The organism is Rapidithrix thailandica, assembly GCF_039710355.1.
Lineage (GTDB): Bacteria > Bacteroidota > Bacteroidia > Cytophagales > Flammeovirgaceae > Rapidithrix > Rapidithrix thailandica.
On the sequence record NZ_JBDKWZ010000005.1, the window covers coordinates 19,425 to 38,444 of the forward strand.

At 42.0% G+C, this 19,020-nt stretch carries 13 protein-coding genes; 8 read left to right on the forward strand and 5 right to left on the reverse strand.

What is annotated here, in order from left to right:
• Positions 1 to 85 precede the first annotated feature (85 nt).
• From fabF to AAG747_RS09725, 4 genes are all read left to right on the forward strand, one after another.
• Positions 86 to 1,339: a beta-ketoacyl-ACP synthase II gene (gene fabF, locus AAG747_RS09710; RefSeq protein WP_346820966.1), complete on the forward strand. Its 1,254-nt coding sequence runs from the start codon at positions 86 to 88 to the stop codon at positions 1,337 to 1,339.
• Complete coding sequence (rnc, locus tag AAG747_RS09715) at positions 1,339 to 2,094, forward strand: ribonuclease III (RefSeq protein WP_346820967.1); 756 nt, start codon at positions 1,339 to 1,341, stop codon at positions 2,092 to 2,094. The genes fabF and rnc overlap by 1 nt, the downstream gene beginning before the upstream one ends.
• Before the next feature lie 166 nt (positions 2,095 to 2,260).
• Positions 2,261 to 3,871: a hypothetical protein gene (locus tag AAG747_RS09720; RefSeq protein ID WP_346820968.1), complete on the forward strand. Its 1,611-nt coding sequence runs from the start codon at positions 2,261 to 2,263 to the stop codon at positions 3,869 to 3,871.
• 316 nt (positions 3,872 to 4,187) lie between these two features.
• Positions 4,188 to 5,750, forward strand: a complete 1,563-nt coding sequence (locus tag AAG747_RS09725; RefSeq protein ID WP_346820969.1) for a T9SS type A sorting domain-containing protein — start codon at positions 4,188 to 4,190, stop codon at positions 5,748 to 5,750.
• Between the two features lie 91 nt (positions 5,751 to 5,841).
• Here the strand turns inward: AAG747_RS09725 and AAG747_RS09730 are convergent, their stop codons facing one another.
• Complete coding sequence (locus AAG747_RS09730) at positions 5,842 to 6,447, reverse strand: trimeric intracellular cation channel family protein (protein WP_346820970.1); 606 nt, start codon at positions 6,445 to 6,447, stop codon at positions 5,842 to 5,844.
• Between the two features lie 305 nt (positions 6,448 to 6,752).
• Between AAG747_RS09730 and AAG747_RS09735 the strand changes: the two genes are divergently transcribed.
• From AAG747_RS09735 to AAG747_RS09750, 4 genes are all read left to right on the forward strand, one after another.
• On the forward strand, positions 6,753 to 10,754 hold the full coding sequence (locus AAG747_RS09735) for a glycosyl hydrolase family 18 protein (protein ID WP_346820971.1): 4,002 nt from the start codon (positions 6,753 to 6,755) through the stop codon (positions 10,752 to 10,754).
• Positions 10,755 to 11,131: 377 nt separating this feature from the next.
• Positions 11,132 to 12,187, forward strand: a complete 1,056-nt coding sequence (locus tag AAG747_RS09740) for a helix-turn-helix transcriptional regulator (RefSeq protein WP_346820972.1) — start codon at positions 11,132 to 11,134, stop codon at positions 12,185 to 12,187.
• Between the two features lie 447 nt (positions 12,188 to 12,634).
• The gene (locus AAG747_RS09745; protein WP_346820973.1) at positions 12,635 to 13,666 is read left to right on the forward strand and encodes a threonine aldolase family protein; all 1,032 of its coding nucleotides are present in this window, start codon (positions 12,635 to 12,637) and stop codon (positions 13,664 to 13,666) included.
• 169 nt (positions 13,667 to 13,835) lie between these two features.
• Positions 13,836 to 14,939, forward strand: a complete 1,104-nt coding sequence (locus tag AAG747_RS09750; RefSeq protein WP_346820974.1) for an acyloxyacyl hydrolase — start codon at positions 13,836 to 13,838, stop codon at positions 14,937 to 14,939.
• 130 nt (positions 14,940 to 15,069) lie between these two features.
• Here the strand turns inward: AAG747_RS09750 and AAG747_RS09755 are convergent, their stop codons facing one another.
• From AAG747_RS09755 to AAG747_RS09770, 4 genes are all read right to left on the reverse strand, one after another.
• Complete coding sequence (locus tag AAG747_RS09755) at positions 15,070 to 15,672, reverse strand: hypothetical protein (protein WP_346820975.1); 603 nt, start codon at positions 15,670 to 15,672, stop codon at positions 15,070 to 15,072.
• A 422-nt stretch (positions 15,673 to 16,094) separates the two neighbouring features.
• The gene (locus AAG747_RS09760) at positions 16,095 to 16,712 is read right to left on the reverse strand and encodes a thioredoxin family protein (protein ID WP_346820976.1); all 618 of its coding nucleotides are present in this window, start codon (positions 16,710 to 16,712) and stop codon (positions 16,095 to 16,097) included.
• Between the two features lie 153 nt (positions 16,713 to 16,865).
• Entirely contained in the window at positions 16,866 to 17,561 is a 696-nt protein-coding gene (locus tag AAG747_RS09765) for a hypothetical protein (protein ID WP_346820977.1), read from the reverse strand.
• A 59-nt stretch (positions 17,562 to 17,620) separates the two neighbouring features.
• Complete coding sequence (locus AAG747_RS09770) at positions 17,621 to 19,009, reverse strand: SusD/RagB family nutrient-binding outer membrane lipoprotein (protein WP_346820978.1); 1,389 nt, start codon at positions 19,007 to 19,009, stop codon at positions 17,621 to 17,623.
• Positions 19,010 to 19,020: the final 11 nt, after the last annotated feature.

Sequence of the window (19,020 nt, forward strand, 5' to 3'; positions counted from 1 at the left end):
CCTGCAAGGTAGCATTCGATATGCTGTATCGGATACCTTACAGGTCTAATTTGTTCATAAGGAAAATCAAACTGAGGGATATTCCATGGAACTCAAAAGAGTAGTTGTAACCGGTATCGGAGCCTTGACTCCCATCGGCAATAATAAAGAAGAATACTGGGCAAATCTGGAGAAAGGAGTGAGTGGTGCAGCACCTATTACAAGGTTTGACACAACCAATTTCAAAACCAAGTTTGCTTGCGAAATTAAGAATTTCGATATAAAGGACCATATCGAGCGAAAGGAAGCTCGGAAAATGGACTTGTTTACTCAGTATGCAATGGTGGTTGCTGCTGAGGCCGTTCAAGATTCCAAATTGGACCTGGAAGCCATAGATTTAGGTCGCTCCGGAGTTATCTGGGGGTCCGGCATTGGAGGCTTAACTACCTTTCATGAGGAAGTGAGCGGATATGCAACCGGCAATGGCGTGCCGCGCTTTAACCCATTCTTTATTCCTAAAATGATTGCGGATTTAAGTGCAGGGCATATTTCTATAAAATACGGGTTTAGAGGCCCTAACTTCGTGACGGTGTCCGCCTGTGCCTCTTCTACCAATGCCATTGTCGATGCTTATAACTATATCCGCCTAGGAAAAGCCGATGTGTTCATTACCGGAGGGTCTGAAGCAGCGGTTGTAGAATCCGGAATCGGTGGATTTAACGCCCTAAAAGCGTTGTCTGAACGCAATGATTCCCCGGAAACAGCTTCTCGTCCTTTCGACAAAGACCGGAATGGTTTTGTGTTGGGTGAGGGAGCCGGAGCTTTGATTCTGGAAGAACTGGAACATGCCAAAGCTCGTGGCGCCAAGATTTACGCGGAAGTCATCGGAGGCGGTATGTCAGCAGATGCTTATCATATTACAGCTCCTCATCCGGAAGGACTCGGGGCTACCAGTGTGATGCATGATGCCTTGAACGATGCAGGAATTACACCTGATCAGGTAGATTACATCAACGTACACGGTACTTCTACCCCGTTGGGTGATGTGAGTGAGGTGAAAGCGATTGAATCTGTTTTCGGAGAGCATGCATATAAGTTAAATATCAGTTCTACCAAATCTATGACCGGACACTTGTTGGGGGCCGCCGGAGCGATCGAAACGATTGCTTGTTTGTTTGCACTGGAAAAACAAGTCGTGCCGCCAACGATCAATCACTTTACAGATGATGAGGAGTTTGATCCTAGATTGAACTTTACCTTTAGCCAGGCTCAACAACGTGAAATCAATACTGTATTGAGTAATACGTTTGGGTTTGGCGGACATAATTTTTCAGTTCTACTGCGAAAATTTAACGGGTAGTGCATTTCACTAGATTTTTTACACGTTGGATTAAAAATTATTCTGCAAAAGATAAAAAGCTAATAGAAGCTGTCAAAAGAATCACAGGAGTAAAGCCCTATAATGTGGAGCTTTACTCCTTGGCTATGAAACATACTTCTATTGCTAAAGAAAACACTCACGGTTTTAAAGAATCCAATGAACGTCTTGAATATTTGGGCGATGCCGTACTAGGTGCGGTAGTGGCCGAATACCTCTTTAAACGCTTTCCTTACAAAGATGAAGGTTTCCTGACCGAAATCCGCTCCCGTATTGTCAACCGGGAATCCCTCAACAGATTGGCCATTAAAATCGGCTTAAGCCAACTGGTAGAATACGAGGGGAGGAAGAGAAATTCCCAAACGTTTAAATCGATTTATGGCGATGCCATGGAAGCTTTTGTAGGGGCCGTGTACCTGGACAAAGGCTTTAAGTACTGCCGGAAATTTATTGTGAAACAGCTGTTGATTCAACATTATGATCTTGAAGAAATTATAGAAACAACCACCAACTTCAAGAGCTTGATCATTGAATGGGCACAGAAAAACAATAAAGACATCAATTTCGAAACCGCTCAAAAAAGCGCTACCAAAAAAAGCAACAAACAATTTAAAGTAAAACTGTTGTTGGATACGGAATTGATTGCCGAGGGAAATGGCTACAGTAAAAAGAAAGCCGAGCAAGATGCGGCCCGTAAATCTTGCGAAGCATTGGGTATCGATAAAAACAGTATTTGACTCCGCTCCGGAAAATTTATGGATTAACACTTAACAGACGGGTGTTAAAGGAACTTCCTATAGAAAAATGCGCCTTTTAAAGTAATTGACTTCTTGTTTTTACTTTAGCTTAACATCCCCTATGGCGTATTCCTCAGTCTTTGTTGATATTCACTGTCATCCGGTTATGAAACATTTCCACAATGATAAATTAGATTTGTGGAAATCTTATCCCCGGCAGGGTTTGCGGGGCTTTATTAACTCCATTGTCAGAATTCCGGCTTTTTCTCAATCCGACTTCCGGAAACTGGCTCAAGCCAATGTGCAAGTTGTCTTTTGTGCCTTACATCCTCCCGAACAGAAAATGTCCATCAGCAGCATGTATTATGCCCATCCTGCCTCCATGCTTCGTAAAATGGTGGAAACCCTGGCAGGACGCATCACCTCCGTAGCTTACCGCAAAATCAATGAATACTTTCAGTCTACGACTTACGACCACTACTCCCAGTTGAAATATGAGATAAAACAATTACTCAAGAGTTCCGAGCAAAATGATTGTTTCAGTAAAGTGAAAATTAACGGAACGACCAAAAGGTGTAGTTATCACTTGGTAAAAAATGCTACTGAAATTCACGATATCCTGGAGAAAAACAAACAATTTCCGGAGCAACTTACCATCGCTGTAGTGCTGACGGTGGAAGGGCTACATGCACTGGGACGCGGACATATAAACTTTAACGGTTATCGCAATCCGCGCAATGTCAAGGACAATGAAATCTTATACAGGTTGGATTTGGTCAAAGGGGTAGGGGAGGCCGGAGATCCGGTGTGGAACTATACTCCTATTTGGGTGAACTTGACCCATATGTTTAGTAATTCCATTTGCGGGCATGCTCAGGGGTTTAACCTGTTTTTCAGGATGGTATTGGAGTATGCGGAGCCTTTCGGACCCTTGTTTGGCCAACAGAGTCGTGTGGGCCTGAACCAGGGGATCACTCCTCTGGGTGAAAAGGTCATCAAACGTTTACTGGGAATCGACTCGGACTCAAAGCAACGGAAGGCCCGGAATGAGGCCACGGGAAAGAGGATTCTGATTGATATCAAGCATATGAGCACACAGTCCCGGATGGATTATTATGCATTACTGGATCAATACCAACAGGAGCACCCCGAAGATAGCATTCCGATTGTGATGAGTCATGCTGCGGTAAATGGTAAAAAGAGTGTGTACGATGAGCCAGATCCGGTAGACAGCGAGATTGAATACGACCGCTCGGGAGGATTTAACCCTTGGAGTATCAATTTGTATGACGATGAAATTGTGCGTATTCATCAATCAAAGGGCTTGATCGGTTTGATCTTTTCCGAACGAATCCTGGCAGGTGGCGAAAAATTGAGATACCTTAAAAACCAGCTCCGAAAAGGAGATACCGTACAAGACAAAGGGCTTTATGCTTACTTTCGTAAATCACGGAACCGCTTCAAATGGACCCGTTTGATTTTGGATCAAATTTATCATATTGTAAATACGGTTATGCAAAGCCAAAATGTACCGGGAAGTACCAAAAGTAAAGTATGGGACATTATTTGTATCGGCTCTGATTTTGACGGGCAAATTACCCCTATCGGACCGTACAAATCGGTCAAAGCATTTCCTGTTTTCAAACAGACGCTCCTGGAAATGCTTTGCAAAGACACCCGGTTCGAACCGCTCAAAAGGGGCTTTTCAGAAGAAGAGCTGGTGGATAAAATCTGTTTTAAAAATGCATACCTTTTCTTAAATAGGAATTTCAAATAAACACAAGAAACTTGTGTGTGAAGAAAATAAAGATGTGTATTCATTGAATAGTACAATTTTTATTAGGTATAAATCACTATTTTTATTCATTAATAATGCTAATGTATAGAGTGGTTTTTTCTATTAATAGCCTTCTTGTAGCTATTTAGAAGTGCTATTTCTAAATAATTCTTAATTTTTGTTTTTTGAGAAAATACTATTTTGCCAGAAATAGTATCTTTGCCTTGAGTACATGACTGAAATTCATTTTTGATCTTGAAAATGAAATTGCGCCATGTTCTTAAATAACACTGAATACTCCTAATTCAAACCTGTTATGAGAGAAAAACAACTGACAAAGTGGTCCGGTATAGCAATGGGCGCTTTGCTAATACTTCTATTGAGTCCCCCGGTTCATTTATTTGCAGCAAATTATACCTCCTCCACAAGTGGTGATTGGGTAGATAATACTACTTGGAATGGTGGCAATGTTCCTCCAACAACAAACTTAAGGAACGGAACCGTTAAAATATTTGGGGGGCATGCTATTAATCGGAACGGAAGGTTGAAAGCCGGGAATAGCCTGAATATTGAGATATTTTCTAATGCAAGTTTACATATTAATGGGAATTTTGAGGCCAATAACAATCTTACTTTGAAAATATCAGGTACTCTTATTATTGAAGGAGATTTTAAAGTTGGAGAAAACTGTACCATTGAGTTAAGCAATAATGGGAAGTTGATTATAAAAGGAAACTCAGAGTTTGGGGATGAAGCGACCTTAAAAGTTAGTGATAATACTGATTTGCAGATAGATGGAAGTGCCGATTTTGGAGAAAAGTCAAAGGTGGAAGTAAAAAACACCGGAGAGCTAAAAGTAGGAGGAGGTCTGAGTTTTGATGAGGAAGCAGAAGTGAAAATAGAAGGAGAAGGCGATTTGCAGGTGGGTGGAAGTGCCGATTTTGGAGAAAAGTCAAAGGTGGAAGTAAAAAACACCGGAGAGCTAAAAGTAGGAGGAGATTTAAGCTTTGATGAGGAAGCAGAAGTAAAAATAGAAGGAGAAGGTGATTTGCAGGTGGATGGAAGTGCTGAGTTTGGAGAGGATGCAAAGGTGGAAGTGAAAAACTCCGGAGAGTTAAAAGTAGGAGAAGATTTAAGCTTTGATGGAGATGCAGAAGTAAAAGTAGATGGAGATGGTACTTTAGATATTGGAAGAGATGTGGTATTTGACCCGGACCCCAAAAAACTGGATGGGAATGGTACTGTCAATATCGGTAGAAATACTTGTCAATACTGGGAAGATCAAGGTTATAAAGGGACTTGTAATGACAATACGATTCCTTTGCCGATTACCTTGTTAAGTTTTCATGTTCAACAAGCCCAAGGCAAAGTAGTAATTGATTGGACTACCGCATCGGAAATCAATAATGAGTACTTTGAGGTGCAACGTTCGCAAGACGGAAAAACCTTCACAAGTATCGGGCAGGTTCAGGGAAGTGGAACTACCGATCATCTTCAGGCCTATCAATACACGGATCATGGCCCACAAATCGGTTGGTTATACTACCGTCTGAAACAAACGGATTTTGATGGGAAAAGTGAGTACTTTCATACAGCTGCTGTAAATTATGTAGCGGGAGAAAAAAGGTTGGAGGTTTATCCGAATCCGGTAAGTGGGTATCAAGTCCAATTGAAAATAGGGTATTTGGAAAAGGCTTCCACGCTGGTTCAGGTAGTCGACTTTCAAGGGAATGTAGTCTTTTCACAAACGTACGAGAACAGATCTCAAAGCTATTTTGATCAACAGATACAATTACCTCAACACTTGGCGAAAGGGATTTATGTAGTCAGATTGACCAATGGTACAGAGCAACAAATGATAAAACTGATCAAGAATTAATAATGAAATTCTCTTACAATTAATCATAAAATAGCCCCGGTACTTTAGAGCACTGGGGCTATTTTTTGTTTGTCGGAAACTATTGCACGTTTTACCGCTTGAATTGTGGCAATTGTAAATTGTACTTGACCGCCAAAATGCGGATTGAGATGATCAGAATTAGCGAAACGACAAAATTTATATTGTAATTTACTCCCAAGCTATTTAAGGATAGAAATGTAATAGCTCCTGCCAAACAAGCACTGGCATAAATCTCTTTGCGATAAAGTATGGGAGTATCATTGATCAAGGTGTCGCGGATGACTCCACCCATGATGGCCGAAAACATTCCCATGATGGCCGCTACTTCCGGGGCCACACCAACGTCCAGGGCTTTTTTTGTTCCTACCAAAGTGAAAAATGCAATACCCATGGTGTCAAATAAAAGCAAGGTACGTTTGAGTTTTTCCAATTGATAATAAAACATGTACGTAATAGGCACTGCCAATAAAATGACATGTAAGTAGGAGGTGTCTCCCACCCAAGTCAAGGGATAGCTGCCCAGCAAAATATCCCGGAGACTTCCGCCACCAATCGCCGTAATAAATCCGGTAAATGTGGCTCCTAACCAATCTTGTTCTTTTTCTCTGACGGTCAGAATTCCTGAAATCGCAAAGGTAAATGTCCCTGCCAAATCAAATGCATAAAGTAGATTCATACAATGCCAAATTTAAGGCTCAATAATTTAAGGCGCGAAAGTAAGTAATTTGCGGATTCTAAAAACGATTTGGTGTTGAATTAGATGTTAATAAAAAATAACTTTTACCTTATTTTCCGGATGTATCCCTAAAGAGCTGGTACCGTGAGTGTCAAGGCAGAAATTTTATGCCATTGTATCCCTTTTTCCGGCAAGTCTACCTTTCTTGTATCCACCATTGTTGCCCCTATCAGATTGATTCTGGCTGAAAAGTAGAATAATTTCAGAGAATATTAAGCTTCAATTCATTAAACTTTTTTAACACAATGAAACTTTACCCAAACACACCTAAGGCTTTGTGGCTTACAAAGCTTTTACAACGAGTCCGCTTAAAAGCTTGGATGTTGTGCGGCCTCTTATGGACCGGGTCAGTCGCCATAGCCCAAATCAATTCGGGAGGACAGTACAACACGACTCATCATCAAAAGCAAATTGTCGGTTATATCACGCAATGGGATGCCTGGAAAGGTACTGCGAACGGGTTGCCGGACCGAGGCGTTTTTAACCAATTGAACATCGATTACTCCCAATACACCATTCTTAATTTTTCCTTTTTCGGTGTAGCCAAAGACGGATCTTTGCACAGCGGAGATTTGCGGAATAAAAATATCTACCAAGTGGGTGCAGTACAAGAGCCCGGTCCACTGTTGCATCCTGATGTGTATAGCAGTTGGGATTATTGGATCTTAAAAGGGGAATTGGATTTACTCTATAACGTTTCGGAAGGCAGCCCTGCCTGGAACGATGGGTATCGTGTGGTCGGTAACAGCTGGAATAATATTAACACCGGAGAGTCCGGAAATTTACCGGTGCCGTATCCCAAGCCTGGCGGTGCCCCCGGTTTGTTAAAACTTTGCCAAGATAATGGAGTGAAAATTATGGCTTCTATTGGTGGGTGGAGTATGTGTAAACACTTCCCGGAAATGGCCCGGGATGCAGCTAAAAAGCAACGCTTTCTGGACGATTGTGTCAAGTTAATCAACATGGGTTTTGACGGAATTGACCTGGATTGGGAATATCCGAATTCGGCAGGGATGAATATTGAAAATTATGGACAGGACGACTACGCAAACTTCTTACAGTTGGTAAAAGATATCCGTCAGGCCATTGGTCCGGGTAAACTGATTACGGCTGCTTTTTCAGCCAACCCGGACAAATTGAATGGATTCGACTGGCCCCAATTGGCTCAGAATATGGATTACTTCAATATGATGACCTATGATTTTGAAGGCGGTTGGTCGGACAATACCGGGCATAATTCCAATCTTTACGGTTCTTCGGGCTTCACCTGGGACAAGACGTTTCAATACCTGCAAACGAGCGGTGTTCCGGCCAATAAGGTCAATATGGGAGTGGCCTTTTATGGCAGGGGAGTGATTACGGATGGTCCTGCTTCTTTGGGCGCTGCTACGGTAAAAAGACCGGAAACGGTACAGCCTGACGGCCCGATTGTGACTTGTGCCGATTACACCAATTGGCCAAAAGATGTGTGGGACGGTACACCCAACTACCAGGCAATACAACAAGCCATGGGAAGTGGCTGGACACGGCATTGGGATGATACGGCCAAAGTGCCTTACCTTACCAAAGGTAACTATTTTGTTAGTTATGATGACGAAGAGTCCATTGGTATTAAAGCCCAATATGTAAATGACCGCAGTGCTGCGGGAGTAATTGTATGGCAGGTTTTCGGAGATTTGAATCTGGGGCCCGTCACACAAAAATTCGGGAATAAACTTCCTTACTGTCCTTCTACCAAGTCTCCGTTGGTCAATAAGTTAAACGAAGTGTTTGCGACAGGGGGTAGTGGAGGAAGTGCTCCGTATGTTTCCATTACCGCACCGGCCAATGGCTCCACTATCGAGCAAAACGGTCTGGCTATGGTGGACCTGACCGCAACGGCAACGGATACTGACGGTACTGTGACCGGAGTAACTTTTTCTGTAGACGGACAAACCATAAATGCTACGGCTTCGGGCAATACTTATTCCGGCCAGTGGATGCCTTCTTCCTTTGGAGAATATACCATCACGGCCACGGCAACAGACAATGAAAACCTTACGGGAAATACTTCTTCTACTGTAACCATCGCCTGTGTGGGTGCTAACTGCCCCAATGCCAACCCAACGGTTTCCATCACATCCCCTACAAATGGGGCGGTGATTCAGCAAGCCAATTTAAGTATGATAAACCTGGAAGCAACTGCTTCGGACAGTGACGGATCTGTAAGCCTGGTTACTTTTGCGATTGACGGTCAAACGTTAAACGCTTCTGGTGCCGGTAACACTTATTCGGCCTCTTGGACTCCTTCTGCTTATCAAAGTTATACATTGGTGGCTACGGTGACCGATAATGCGAATGCGACTAGTACTGACAGTATTTCTTTTACCATCGAGCAAGTGAGCGGTTGTACCACTCCTGCTTGGGATGCCAATACAGTGTATGTAGGAGGAAACCAAGCTTCTCACAATGGAAATCTATATCGTGCCAAATGGTGGACACAAGGCGATGAACCCGGTACAAGCGGCCCCTGGGGTCCTTGGGAAGATTTAGGGCCTTGTGGCAATGCGGTACAAGCTTTATCCGAATCGTCACAAGATTTGGCTGAAGGCATACCTAGTCAGAATGCCGTAGGTCATAAAATAGTGGGCTATTTCCCTAGTTGGGGCGGTCCGGTTAGCCAAATTCAGTTCGATAAATTGACACACGTCAATTATGCGTTTGCACTGCCTACGGCCTCAGGAGGATTGGAACCTTTGGCCAACCCCTCTCATTTGCAGGATCTGGTAACACAGGCTCATGCCAACAACGTAAAAGTACTGCTTGCCATTGGTGGATGGGACATTGGTGATGGCGGAGGAAACGATGGGCGCTTTAATACGTTGGCTGCAGACCCGGCCACGAGAACTGCCTTTGTGAATACAGTGATGCAATGGGTATCCAATTACAACCTGGATGGAGTGGATATGGATTGGGAATATCCTGACAGAGATACACCTTCTTCCGATCACTTCTCTTTGTTGATGCAAGAGTTGTCCACGGCTTTACATGCACAAGGAAAACTGCTTACCGCTGCGGTTGTGGCCTTAGGTTGGAATGCCGGGGGAGTGAAAGATGATGTATTCGGCTATGTGGATTTCTTAAACATTATGGCGTATGACGGAGGAAACGGGGAATTGCACGCTCCTTATTCCTATGCTGTGGATGCACTGAATTATTGGAGAGGAAGAGGTTTGCCAAAAGCCAAAGCGGTGATCGGTGTACCGTTTTACGGAAGACCTACCTGGAAAGCATACAAAACGTTGATTGCGGAAGGTGCAGATCCTAATTCGGATACCTTTGTTTCCAATGGTAGTACTGTGTATTACAACGGTATCACTACCATCAAGGCCAAAGCCCAACTGAGCATGCAAGAGGGCGGGGGAATTATGATCTGGGAATTGAGTCATGATACACAAGATCAAACTTCTTTGTTGAGAGCTATTCATGAAGAAATAGTGCCTCCTTGCTCTTCTAATTGTGATCCGGTGGTGGACATTACCGCACCGGTAAACAACAGTACGATTGAACAATTCAACTTTGAACCGGTGAATCTGTCAGCTTCGGCATATGATCAGGATGGAAACATTACGAGTGCTCAATTCTATGTGGACGGACAGTCTGCTTCCACAAGCGGTTCTGCCGGAAACTATTCTGCTACCTGGACGCCATCGGCTTACGGTACTTATACGATCTCCATTACCGTTACGGACAATGACAATAAAACGGCTACCGATCAAGTAATGGTGACGATTGCCGAAGGAACACTTTGTTCTGCCCCGGTTTGGGATGCCGGTACAGTGTATGTAGGTGGCGATGAAGTGACTCATAACGGAAACCTTTTCCGCGCAAAATGGTGGACCCTGGGAGATGAACCCGGTACAGGTGGAGCTTGGGGACCTTGGGAAGACTTAGGAGCTTGTGGAAGTGCCGTAGCCAAAACCGGTTTGGCTTCAAAAGCGGAAGGTTCGGCAGATATTTCCGTGCTGAATTATCCAAATCCATTCACTTATCAAACCACCATACGATTCACCTTGCCTTCTCGTAGTCAAACCACCTTAAGGCTGCTGAATTTGCAAGGACAAGAAGTAAGTATCTTGTTGAATAAAGAATTGGAAAAGGGCAATCATAAAGTGGATGTTGATGCCAGTACATTGCCTAACGGCTTATACATTTACCAACTGACTGTCGGGCAAATAACCAGAGTAGGAAGAATGTTGAAAAAATAAATAAAAGCTGTTTCAGTTAAAAACTCTTTTAGGTGGATTCTTCACCTAAAAGAGTTTTTTGTTTGTTTCCATATGCCCGGTAAAAGTGTAGGAGCATTGTACGTACTTTTGGTATATGGGTATGCCTATTTGGGTATTCTGTAAATTCCACTATATAAAATTTAACTTGGGAAAGTTCTCAAATTTCCTTAAATTGATTAGTTCAGGACTGATCCTGAAATGAATAACACCTATGCATGATTGACACACACAACTCAGGCGATTAACTTTTGAGAGAGCTCCACTCTTACATTTTTTGAGAAAACTACTTTTATTACTAAGTGCTGAAACATTAGCAACAACTTGCCTTATTATCATTTGAAAAACTCATGTGTGCCATGTGTAACAACCTTTTTATAATTTTACTTTTACAATTTTATGGAAGTTTTTTAACCTGTAATGACACTCAAAAGCAAGACTCCGTAGTCGTAACAGGTATATTTATCCCATATCAAAATCTAGCGCAGGAACCCTCCAGGATAGCGAACCCTACTAAGGTGGTTTATTGGAACCAGGAACAGTTAGGCAGGTCTATTTTTTACACTGTTACATCTAATCAGAATCAGTATGAGATTAGCACCCTGACAAACAACACAGGTCCTACCATACCACTACGTACGAATATTTCGGCTTCGAGAAGTGAATTGCCTACACTCAATTCCAATAACCAAAAGCATTATGGAAATAAGAAAAATACTATATTGAAAATTACCGTATTACCTCCCTTTTGGAACTTTTGGTGGTTTTGGGTATTGATAACCCTCTCATTTTTCTTGTTAATCTATGGTGGTTACAACGTATGGTTTAAGGTTTTTTACGGGCAAAATTTCTCGGCAAAGAATGATGAGGGCCCTTTATCAGTAGAAATACAAAATGCCGAGCCTTTGGATGCCGATAGAAAACAGGAGAGCCCCGAGCCGCATTTGTCTGAGTTTTCCGGGCAGCAACTCCGGGAAGAATTACACAGCAAACATAAAGAGCTGGCCACCTATACGTTACATACTATTCATAAGAATCAGCTTTTGGAACTGCTTAAAATGCACCTTTTGCAACTGATGAAAAATGTAGAATATACAGAGGCCAAAGAATTCAAAAAGTTAGTCCAAATGATTGATGACAGTTTTGACCTGGATAAAGAGTGGGAAGGTTTTAGAATGTCCTTCGATCATGTTTACAGAGGGTTTGTCACCAAACTCCGGGCAACATCCCCCCAGCTCACTTCCAACGATGTGCGCTTGTGCTCGCTGTATAAGATGGGTTTATCTTCCAAAGAAATCGCGACCATTTTAGGCATTTCATTGAATAGCCTGAAAGTGGCCCGTTATCGGCTCAGGAAAAAATTGAGCTTGGCCCCGGAGATAGATTTAAAAGAATTTTTGAATAGCTTGATGTGAAAATTCTTCTAATGTGTAGTGATTGCCTGTATGCTGCCATCTCTGAATGGCAGGTTATTTTCTTCTTTAGGTTTTGGCCAGCCTATAAAGGTAGTTTTTCCCTCCCATTTCAATTTCCCGCTCTTGAGATGTATCAAATTTATCTACTTAGCGCCTTTGGTAAAATTAAATGTCAGATTTGAAGGGATAATTGTCTAGGTTTTAATAAGTAGCCAAAAAGAAACTTCTAAATTTGCAGGAAAGAAAATTTAAAGGGTTTTTAATAGGCAGGTGTGTAATCGTTGATATAAATACAAGCCACAAGAAACCTGAGGAGTTTTATGTTCTAGAACTATGGAGAGGTAGATTGAATTTTTTTGAAAGTTGTCATGACTTAAACTCCAAATATAAAAACTCATATAGCACTTATTTGACTAACGAAAGTTTAGGGATTAACAAAGACGAAGAATGAACAAACAACCATCTTATTTTGCCAGCGACAACTATGCAACGGTCCATCCCAAAGTAATGAAGGCGCTTCAAGAAGCCAATCAAGGACATGCCGGAGCTTATGGGAACGATACGTATACGACCCAAGCCAAAAAGAAATTTAAAGAGCTTTTCGGAGAACAGGCTGAAGCGGATTTTGTATACAATGGAACCGGTGCAAACGTCACCGGATTGGCTACGTTATTGAAGTCTTTCGAAGCCGTGGTTTGTAGTGAGGTAGCCCATATCAATGTGGATGAATGCGGTGCCCCTGAAAAATTTACCGGAAGTAAACTCATCGGTTTGCCTAGCCAGGATGGTAAAATAAAAATAGAGCAAATTCAACCCTTATTACATTCGGTAGGCTTCGAACATCATGCACAAGCCCGGGTAATTTCCATTACCCAAGTGACCGAGTTCGGTACGGTTTATCGTCCGGAAGAAATTAAAATCATCACGGACTTTGCCCATAGCCATGGGATGTATGTACATATGGATGGGGCCCGTTTAGCCAATGCCGCAGCCAGCTTGGGATGTTCATTTAAAGCGTTCACCACCGATGTGGGGGTAGATTTACTTTCTTTTGGAGGCACTAAAAACGGCTTAATGTTTGGCGAAGCGGTTGTCTTTTTGAATCCTGAATTGGGCAAAAATTACAAATATGTTCGAAAACAGGGTATGCAATTAGCTTCAAAAATGCGTTATATATCCGCCCAGTTCTTAGCGTATTTGGAAGAAGATGTGTGGTTGAAAAATGCCCGGCATGCCAACCGTTTGGCATCGCTGCTGGAAAAAGAGGTTCGCGATGCCGGAGTTGAAATCACCCAGAAGGTAGAGGCTAATGCTTTATTTGTAAAACTACCCAAAGCCATTGCCGAAGCATTGCAAAAAGATTTTTTCTTTTATCCTTGGGACGAAGAAGAAGGTGTATACCGTTGGATGACTTCGTTTGACTCAACAGAGGAAGATGTCGAACAATTTATTACCCGGATCAAGCAACTATTGGGATAATGTATCTTACCGGATGGTTGGAGAGCCGTTCGGTAAGGTTCCAACTTATTTGACAAAAGCCTAGTATCAAACGTTTTATACAATTAACTAAATTAGCAACAACCTTTAAAGCAGATTGATAATCGTTTAAAACACAGAAAACAGAATTCAGAAAACATCCATCATACAAATGAACAGACAAAAAGGGAATGCTATTTTATTAGTGGTTGGGGTCTTGATCGCTTGGGCCTCTACGGTTAGTTTGGGACAGTCTTCAAAAAACGCTGGCGTTATGGGTATGAACCTGCGTTACGGTTATTTATTAAATCATAGTCCGGAAGTCACTAGAGATCTGAGTGGTAAGCAACCTCGCGGAGTCGAGTTGTTCTATCATATACGGACGGATGGCGACAAAGCCTGGCACGAAGTATATAACTATCCGGAGATTGGCTTTGCCTTTCATTATTTTGATATGAACGATGATCGTTTGGGGAGTGCCTTTGCATTTACGCCTTATATTCAAATATTTCCTATGCGTAAAGAGAGGCATATGCTTAGCTTTAAGCTGGGGCCGGGCCTGCACTATGGCACCAAACCTTATGATGCGGAGACAAATCCCGAAAACTTATTTTATAGCACTCATTTGAATGTAACTTTGGAAACCAATTTTCTGTACCATTATCAATTGAGTCCTCATTGGCGTTTGCAAACAGGTTTGTCATTTACACATTATTCAAATGGAGCGTTTAACCTGCCTAACAAAGGGGCAAATACCGTTTCTTATAATTTAGGAATGGCTTATATTCCCAAGCCCGATAATTATAAATTGCGCAAGGACCTGGAATTTACTTACCGCAAAGGATGGAATTTTGATGTTTATACGGGCTTTGCCATGAAAATGGCCAACTATTCGGATACCACAAGAGACTTTGCCTATACGCTATCACTGGCTGCCAACAAGCGGGTGAGCAGACGAAGTGCTTTGGTTTTTGGGGTGGATATGTTTTACACGGAGTCCATCCAGGATATGGTGGAAGAACCGGATCCTAATTTTTACCGGGTCTCCCTCACTGCAGGCCATGAGTTGATGATCAGTAAGTTTTCATTGATGACCGTGATGGGAGTGTATGTATACAGACCGTATAAAGTGGATAAACCGATTTTCCAACGTTATAGTTTGAGGTATTATCTCAATGACAATTTCTTTGCCCTTTGGCGACTAAAATCGCATTATGCCAAAGCTGATGTGGTAGAGTTGGGATTTGGCTTCCGGTTTCGAAAGTCCAGGAGTTAGATATAAAATGCATATGACAGTATTTGTATTGAACGCTTTTCCGAGAGAAAGAAAAGCGTTTTTTATGTCTTTATGATATATGTACCTGTTTTGTGCGGAAGCAAAACTTATGTTTTTACAATACGGATACCTAACGGATTGAAAGCTGCTCCACAATAAAGAGCTCTGCTTCACTGGCGATAGAAACCGGGCCTGTCTGTTCGCTAACAAAACAGTTTTTACTGATTTTTTTTAAGTTGAGGAGTTTGGAAGAGCTTACATCTCCGTACAAATAAAACCTTGTCCGGGCAGTTACCCACTTTTCAAATACAGTGTTGTAGATGGAAATGCTTTTATGTTGTTGATCGTAAATCACCAAGTCAATTTTCGACACAAAGGGTTTTAAAAGTTCGATAAACTCTTGATCGAATACGGAATGGATTACATTCAGAGCTGTGATTCCTTGTAGTGTCAGATAGTCGATCAGAGGAGTAATTTGCCCATTGGTTAGCCGGACGGTATTGAAGGGATGTTGAAAAGAAAGATCGTTTGGGGCGGAGGAATTTGAATGACTGAATGCCACCGCATCAATTTTAATATGAAGAGGAATAGAAGAAGAGGCGCAGGCCTCGGAAATGACCACATGTGGACTCCATTCTAGCAGTTGTTGCAACAAGTTCAAATTCACAGACTGAGGGTCAGAGATAAATAAGGCTGGTTCTTGACCTTCTTTGACAAAATGATGTGATGACATAGTTTAAGTTTAAAAGGTGTTTGGGTAAAAATACAAAAAAGAGTAATCAGATAATAGTGATCAGGGGCCGGGAGAAATGACAGGGATCAAAAATGATTAATTCGTTGATTTGGGGGGATATATAGAAGTGAATTAAACTTTTTCTTTTTCCTGAAAAATGTTTCAAAAACGCCTCCTTTGTGTTACTTTTTTCAACAAGAGCTTTGGCTATTCTCTTCAAAAAGAGCCTTGATGAGCCGGTTTTAAGTCCACTTTCGGTCAAGAACTATATGTTTAAACCACTTCATAGATAAAAAGAGAGTGAGAATTGAGAGAAGAGTTAAATATATAGATCCTTCTTCGGAAAATCCTGAAGGAAAAAAAGACCGGGCCGAAATGGGAACGCTTGGTCCGGTATTTCGCCCCGGTGTAAATTCAAAAGGTTAAGCTTTTATATCCCATTGTTCCAACAGTTGGATAAATTCTTTTTGAAGCGTCAAAGCTTTGTCTTTCGCATACCACTTTTGCATGGAAATAATCAATTCCTTTTGATCCCCGTTTGCTTGCTTTTTAAATTCCGCCATCATCTCTTGTAAAGGTGCCGGCCGGGGTCCCCAAGTGCCGGTTTCCTGCAAATTATCGGCTTTCAAACAAATGAGTTTGGGGATAGAACGTCCACCGTTGGTGAGGTAGGCATCCATAATATCCAGGTGCTCATCGCGCAAAATAAGTTTAAGTTGAATCTTAGGGTTTACAAGCGACATTTTATGGAGGATGGGGAGATTTTGAGCCGCATCGCCACACCAGCCTTCTGTCAATACTACCCAATATACAGGGGTTTGGATTTGCTGAAGGGCTTGTGTTGTTTCTTCTGAGAGAGTAATGGATTTATCAATCCGCTCCATCCGTTGCATGTTCATCTCTGCATAGAACACATATTCATCGCTGTGGTTATTTCCCGTGGTTTTTCCTTCCGCAAGCAGCTTTTTTAACATTTCCATGTAGGCAGGGTAGGAATAGGCATTGTCAAGTACCTCTTGAGTTATAAGTTGGTTTGTCATTTGGAAAGAAAGTTTAAGGTTATTCGAATTACAGATTTAGAAAAAGTAATAATAATTAATAAACATTTGTTGTAACAACAATTAACTGTCAAGATATAGAGAACAGTATCATTTTGCAATAAGTTCGAGGCAAAAATAAAGAGGGAAAAGGTCTTATAAGGAATTATAATAATGGACCAGTTTAGAAAGGTCTTCCGCTTTTCTGATTTTTAAATGATGCTGCTTGATGAATTTTTTTAGCTGATTTTGATAGGGCGCAAAGTATTCAAGGATCTTTTTTTTCCGGAAGGGGACTTTTACCAGTTGGCCTTGCTTGCCAAAGTACAAAGCGGATGCAAGCGTGATTTGGGAATGTTGAGAACCTACTTGAAGGGCGGCTATATAATCCGGTTCTTTGAGGGCCAAATAACTATGGCGGAAAAGCATGGTTTTTCCATCGATGAGTACTTCTAACATGCCGCGTACGGGTTGTATTTTACGATAACCCATTGCATTGACAAAGTGAATACTATTTCCGTCAGTCTTTTGCCATTCCAAACCGGCAATGTCGTGACGGGAAATATAATTTAATTCTTCCTCTTGGATGACTTCTATATAATGAGTGATCAGGTTGTAACGGAATTTTCCTCGAATGGCGCTATTTTCTTTTTTAAGTTTAATCAACCCATGCATCCATTGCTCTTTCAGGTAATAAGAAGAAGATAAGACCGTATGGGAGGTGGGCTTTTTGGTGGTGATCACAGCACCGGGATTGGTGTTCATGTCCATTCGCCCGTTAGGCGCAAAGGTTTGAGCCTTACCGGCAAAACTTATACTAAAGAGAAGCAATATAGAGAGGGTAATTTTCATAAGATCAAAAAGGAACAAGGTTGCTGTGTAGCAACCTTGTTTAAGTATTAAAATTCAATTTATTGATTCACCGCTGTAGGGGTGAAAATATCCGGACGGTTTCCCGGGATATTTGCGTTGGCATTAATCTCATCCTGAGGGATAAGGAAGCGTTCTGGTAATTGAGTACCAGTAGTGGGAGGAAGACCCAACAGGTTATCAGTTCTGCGTATATCGTTGAAGACCTCGATTTGCCCTACCAAAGAGATGTATTTTTCTTCAAGAATTTCATACATCATGGATTCGGAGGCTGTCTTTCCCGAAAGATTGGCTATGCCACCGGCTTCAAAGTCAGCAGCCACATAGTCATCGTAGGTCGCTTCAAATTGTGTAGCATGGAGTTGCCTTACTTTGTTCAAGGCTTCGAGGGCTCCATCCAAGTCATCTTCTCTAAGTAATGTTTCTGCAAGGATGAGCAGGTTTTCTTCGCAAGTAACAAGTTTAAATGATGCATTAGAAGCAAAGATACCTTCTGAACCGGTATTAATCCCGTAATCATCCAGCTCGGGAGAGGATGGAGGGGTGTAAATATAGGCAAAGCGCTTGCTTTCATCGGTTTTGGCATCTCCCCGGTACCAGGCTTTGTTGGCATCCAGCATTTGAGGAAGGATAGCCCCCCGGGCTCCCATATAGGTATCCCGGTCAATGACGAGGAAAGAATGATAGATATTCATATCCTGGATGTAAGTACCTCCGTGAGGAATCATCATATCATCAGCGACTGTTAATATGCCCATTTCCGCCTGAGTTTTAGCTGCAGCATAATTTTTGGTATGCATATAAAACCGGGCTTTTAATGTCCGAGCGGCTTTGATCCATAATTCGGTGTCTCCGTTGAAATAGAAGTCTACACCCAAATCATCACCGATATCGGATTCCAAATCAGCAATGGCTTCATCTAACAGCTTTTGAACTTCCGCATACACGGTGACCTGGCTGTCGAAATTAGGGTCAGGGAACTCATCCAGTTGATTGGCTTCAAAATATGGGGCATCTCCCCATAAGGAGATCATTACTCCAAATGCATGGGCTTTGATCGTTAGCGCCATTCCTTTCAAAATCCGGTTATTCGTTAAGGGAGCGCGTTCAATCACTAAGTTGGCCTGTTGAATAATAGCAAAGTAGAATTTGTCCCACTCAAAGTCCTCAGAGTTGATGCTATATACATTATATCCTGAATATTGTCGGTCAGTACCGGTAAATTGCCGGGACCACATACAGGCCAGCCGGGCATCTTCTCCGGAGTGAGGGATAATCATTCCTGTGAAGGCCACCGTCATCAGCGTATTAACCGGAGCATCGGTAGGGTTGTTAGGATCATCTTGATACCCTTCTACGAAATCAGTACACGAACTGTAGCTAAATAAACAAACTAGCAGTAAGGTGAAAAATTTATAGGTAATTCTCATAATTATTCAAG

Excerpts from the sequence above, each read along its gene's own strand:
- fabF (WP_346820966.1), top strand. The coding sequence starts at position 86 with ATGGAACTCAAAAGAGTAGTTGTAACCGGTATCGGAGCCTTGACTCCC.
- AAG747_RS09720 (WP_346820968.1), top strand. The coding sequence starts at position 2,261 with ATGAAACATTTCCACAATGATAAATTAGATTTGTGGAAATCTTATCCC.
- AAG747_RS09725 (WP_346820969.1), top strand. The coding sequence starts at position 4,188 with ATGAGAGAAAAACAACTGACAAAGTGGTCCGGTATAGCAATGGGCGCT.
- AAG747_RS09730 (WP_346820970.1), bottom strand. The coding sequence starts at position 6,447 with ATGAATCTACTTTATGCATTTGATTTGGCAGGGACATTTACCTTTGCG.
- AAG747_RS09735 (WP_346820971.1), top strand. The coding sequence starts at position 6,753 with ATGAAACTTTACCCAAACACACCTAAGGCTTTGTGGCTTACAAAGCTT.
- AAG747_RS09740 (WP_346820972.1), top strand. The coding sequence starts at position 11,132 with ATGTGTAACAACCTTTTTATAATTTTACTTTTACAATTTTATGGAAGT.
- AAG747_RS09745 (WP_346820973.1), top strand. The coding sequence starts at position 12,635 with ATGAACAAACAACCATCTTATTTTGCCAGCGACAACTATGCAACGGTC.
- AAG747_RS09750 (WP_346820974.1), top strand. The coding sequence starts at position 13,836 with ATGAACAGACAAAAAGGGAATGCTATTTTATTAGTGGTTGGGGTCTTG.
- AAG747_RS09755 (WP_346820975.1), bottom strand. The coding sequence starts at position 15,672 with ATGTCATCACATCATTTTGTCAAAGAAGGTCAAGAACCAGCCTTATTT.
- AAG747_RS09760 (WP_346820976.1), bottom strand. The coding sequence starts at position 16,712 with ATGACAAACCAACTTATAACTCAAGAGGTACTTGACAATGCCTATTCC.
- AAG747_RS09765 (WP_346820977.1), bottom strand. The coding sequence starts at position 17,561 with ATGAAAATTACCCTCTCTATATTGCTTCTCTTTAGTATAAGTTTTGCC.
- AAG747_RS09770 (WP_346820978.1), bottom strand. The coding sequence starts at position 19,009 with ATGAGAATTACCTATAAATTTTTCACCTTACTGCTAGTTTGTTTATTT.